This is a genomic window from uncultured Rikenella sp. (assembly GCF_910579375.1).
Classification (GTDB): domain Bacteria; phylum Bacteroidota; class Bacteroidia; order Bacteroidales; family Rikenellaceae; genus Rikenella.
The window spans coordinates 1-3,858 of record NZ_CAJTUJ010000172.1; the positions used below are offsets into that span (position 1 = coordinate 1).

The 3,858-nt window shown below is 60.3% G+C and carries 2 protein-coding genes and 1 pseudogene; all 3 read left to right on the top strand.

Translation table 11 applies throughout. The features are described from left to right. Positions 1-355, top strand: a pseudogene (locus tag QZ302_RS09225) (hypothetical protein); the annotation flags it as partial. Positions 356-399: 44 nt separating this feature from the next. Continuing rightward, positions 400-1,152, top strand: coding sequence for a hypothetical protein (locus QZ302_RS09230; protein WP_294594706.1), 753 nt, complete (start codon positions 400-402; stop codon positions 1,150-1,152). Positions 1,153-1,162: 10 nt separating this feature from the next. Further along, positions 1,163-3,736: a cytochrome c biogenesis protein CcsA gene (gene ccsA / locus QZ302_RS09235; RefSeq protein ID WP_294594707.1), complete on the top strand. Its 2,574-nt coding sequence runs from the start codon at positions 1,163-1,165 to the stop codon at positions 3,734-3,736. The last annotated feature ends 122 nt before the right edge of the window (positions 3,737-3,858 follow it).

Sequence of the window (3,858 nt, forward strand, 5' to 3'; positions counted from 1 at the left end):
GGCGACCGACCTCGATCAGCCTTTGACCGGTACCTTCCCGTACTACTCGGATGGGGTTCCCGGTGAAAAATACGGCGCAGGGAACTACAAAGCCACCAACGGTCGTCTCTACAAGGTAAGCACCTCTGGCGAGGGAACCCCGCTCGCCTGGTACCCCGCCCCGGGCTACCGCGATTGGCCTTCGGGCGCACTGGTCAACGTCAGCAACCGCGGGATCAGCAGGTCTTCCACCACAAGCGGCATCCACAGCATGATCTTGAGTTTCGGCACACAGGACCTCTACCCCGACGGTGCGGACATTCGTGTAATCGGTTTTCAGTTGCGTTGCCTCTTGCAGAAGAAAAGGCGCAGATAGGGCCTGTTCACCCAAAACAGCGTTCCATGAAAAAGAAAAATAGTTTGAAAACAGATAAAATCATCGTGGCCGGCCCGTGCAGCGCCGAGAGCCGCGAACAGGTGTTGCGCACCGCCGCAGAGCTGGCGGAGCACGGTATCGCCGCCTATCGGGCCGGGTTGTGGAAACCCAGAACCCGGCCCGGCGGTTTCGAAGGCGTCGGCCAAGAGGGAATCGAATGGCTGGCCGAAGTGCGACGCACATACGGCATGCGGGTCGTGACCGAACTGCCCGGTGCCGCTTTCGTAGAACCCCTGTTGCGCAGCGGAATCGACATCCTCTGGATCGGTGCGCGTACCGTCACCAGTCCGTTCGATATGCGACAGATCGCCGATGCCTTGCGCGGCTGTGCCGTCGATCTGTACGTCAAAAACCCCATCGCACCCGATGCCGCCTTGTGGCTCGGCGCTGTCGAACGGCTCGAAATGGCTGGTATACAGGGCCGAATAGTCGCCATCCATCGCGGATTCCGTACCGGTCGCGAAGACATTTTCCGGAACGAACCGTTGTGGCGAATCCCTTTATGGCTTCGCGAACAGCGTCCTGAATTGCCCATCGTGTGCGACCCCAGCCACATTGCCGGTCGGGCCGATCTGGTGCCCGTAGTCGCCCGCACCGCTATGACGCTGGGGCTCGACGGGCTGTTCGTCGAATCCCACTGCGAGCCGAACCGCGCGCTGACCGACGCGGCCCAGCAGCTGACCCCGGAAGAGACGGGGTGGCTGCTCCGTGAACTCGAACTCGGATCGACTCGATAAATTATTGTGTATGAAAAAGATACTTCGAATACTTTGTTCCTATCCGGCCATGGCCGTTTTGCTCGTGGTGTATACCGTGGTGCTGGCCGTCGCCACCTTTGTCGAGAATCGTTACGGGACGCCCGTCGCGCAACGGTGGATCTATCACCATCCGGTTTTTTATCTCCTGCAACTGTTGCTGGCGGTCAATTTTATCGGAATCGCGATCCGGCAACGCTGGGTGCAGCAACGGAAATGGGCTGTGCTGTGCTTTCATGCCGCTTTTGTCGTGATTCTGTTGGGCGCATTCGTCACCCGGCTGACCGGGCGCGAAGGGGTGATGCACATTCGCGAAGGGGAACGCTCCGCCGAGCTGCTTGATCCGACGAATCCGAACCGCGTGGTCGAGACCCTGCCTTTCAGCGTCGAACTCCGCGATTTCCGCCTCGTGCGCTATCCGGGCTCCCACAGCCCTTCGTCGTTTGAAAGCGACGTCGTCGTCCGGCAGTCTGGACGGCCCGAGCGCGCGGCCAATATCTACATGAACAACGTGCTGCACATAGGGCCTTACCGGCTCTATCAGTCCAGTTACGACCCCGACGAACGCGGAACGGTGCTGATCGTGAACCGCGACCGGATCGGAACTTGGATCACCTACGGCGGGTATATTTTCCTGATCGGCGGTATGGTCGTGGCCTTGTTCGGGCGTCGTTCCCGGTTCCGCACCCTCGGGCGGATGCTGAAACAGACCGCCATGCCGGTCGTCGGGCTGATGTTCGCGCTCGTCGCCTCGCCGGTTCGGGCGCAGGAGCGGGTCGATACGATGACCGTTTCGCAGTTGGAGGAGCAGAGCCGACGCCAGATGGAGCGTATCGAGCGGGAACGTCCGGTCGGCGGGGCGGAGGAGTCGGCGGAACGGCGCACGACGGTGGATCGCCGGCGCGAGAAGAAGATGGCGCCGGTGTATGCGGTCGAATATGCCGTGTCGCCCCGGACGGCGCAGGCGTTCGGACGCCTGATGGTGCAGAGCGGGACGGGACGTATCCAACCGGTGGATACCTATGCTGCCGAGATCTGGCGGAAGATATCGCGCGACAAGCGATACGGGGAGCTGAATGCCGACCAGGTGCTTTTGGGGCTTCTGACCCAGCCGCAGATATGGAGTCGGGTGCCGATGATCGACGTGGGGAGCGAAGCGCTTCTGCGGCAGACCGGCATCGACGAGGAGCAGGTGGCCAAGGGGCGGTTGGCCTTTATCGATGTGCTGGACGACGAGGGCAACTATATTTTTGCGGACGAAATCGAACGCGTTTATGCCAAACCGGTGCGCGAACGGAACAAGTACGACAAAGAGTTGCTCAAACTGGACGAGAAGATCAATATCCTGAACGCGTTGTTTGCCGGTCGGATGGTGGCGATCTTTCCTCCGGCCTCGGTTTCGACGGACGGGGCGTGGTATGCGCCGGGCGACGACTTGAGCGCGTTTCGTGACCGCGATTCGATGTTCGTCAGCCGGATTTTCCCGTGGTTCGCCACCGAGGCGGTGCGGTCGGCCGAGACGGGCGACTGGACGACGCCGGACGAGATTGTCGGTATGATAGCTACGTATCAGGAGAAAAAGGCGGCTATGCTGGATATCTCTCCGCGCCGGATCGAGGCCGAAATGCTCTACAATCGGCTCGATCTGTTCAAGTGGGCGGGGTTCGGGTATATGGGATTCGGTCTTGCGCTGATGCTGATTTCGATGCTCGGTTGGGCCCGGCCGTCGAAGGGGTGGCGCGTGGCGGGAGGCGTGGTGGTCGGGATTATCGGGCTTCTTTTTCTCGCCCAGACGGCGGGAGTGGGGCTCCGGTGGTATATTGCGGGTCGTCCGCCGGTTTCGAATGCCTACGAGTCGATGATTTTCGTGTCGTGGGCGACGGCGATCGCGGGATTGGCGTTCGGTCGGCGGTCGGGAATCACGCTGGCGGCGGCGACTTTTCTGTCGGGCGTGCTGATGTTCGTTTCGACGCTCAACTGGATGGATCCCGAGATTACGCCGCTGGTTCCGGTGCTGAAATCGCCGTGGTTGCTGATCCATGTGGCGGCGATTACGGGGAGTTATGGATTTTTCGGCATCGGATTCCTGCTGGGGCTGGTTTCGCTGGCGGCGATGGCGTGCCGAACGGAGCGCAATGCGTCGGTGGTCGACCTGCAGGTGCGGCGATTGACGGCGATCAACGAGATGAGTCTCATTGTCGGTCTGGTGTTGTTGACGGCGGGGACGTTCCTGGGAGCGGTATGGGCCAATGAGTCTTGGGGACGTTACTGGGGATGGGATCCGAAGGAGACGTGGGCTTTGATTACGATGATGGTTTATGCGTTTATCCTGCATGCCCGGTTGGTGCCGGGGCTGCGACGAGGGGGCGCCTATCTCTTCAACGTGATGAGCATTATGGGATTGGGGTCGGTGCTGATGACCTTTTTCGGGGTGAACTATTATTTGAGCGGGATGCACTCTTATGGGGGTGATTCGGCTCCTCCGGCGTTGTATATTATTTGGGTGGTCTACGGGCTGGCGACGGTCGTTGCGCTGTTGGCGTGGCGGAAACGCGTTGAGCATTGACGTTTTTCTCATACGGCGCGCAGACAAGGAGTTAGGGTGGGGCTGCCGCGAGGGTAGAGTCGGCCAAAGCATCCCGTAGGGATGCGCTCTAAAGTTTTTTCGGTTCCTTTTTGTTCACAACC

Bases quoted from the DNA above. Each gene is read 5' to 3' on its own strand.
- ccsA (WP_294594707.1), top strand. From the start codon at position 1,163: ATGAAAAAGATACTTCGAATACTTTGTTCCTATCCGGCCATGGCCGTT.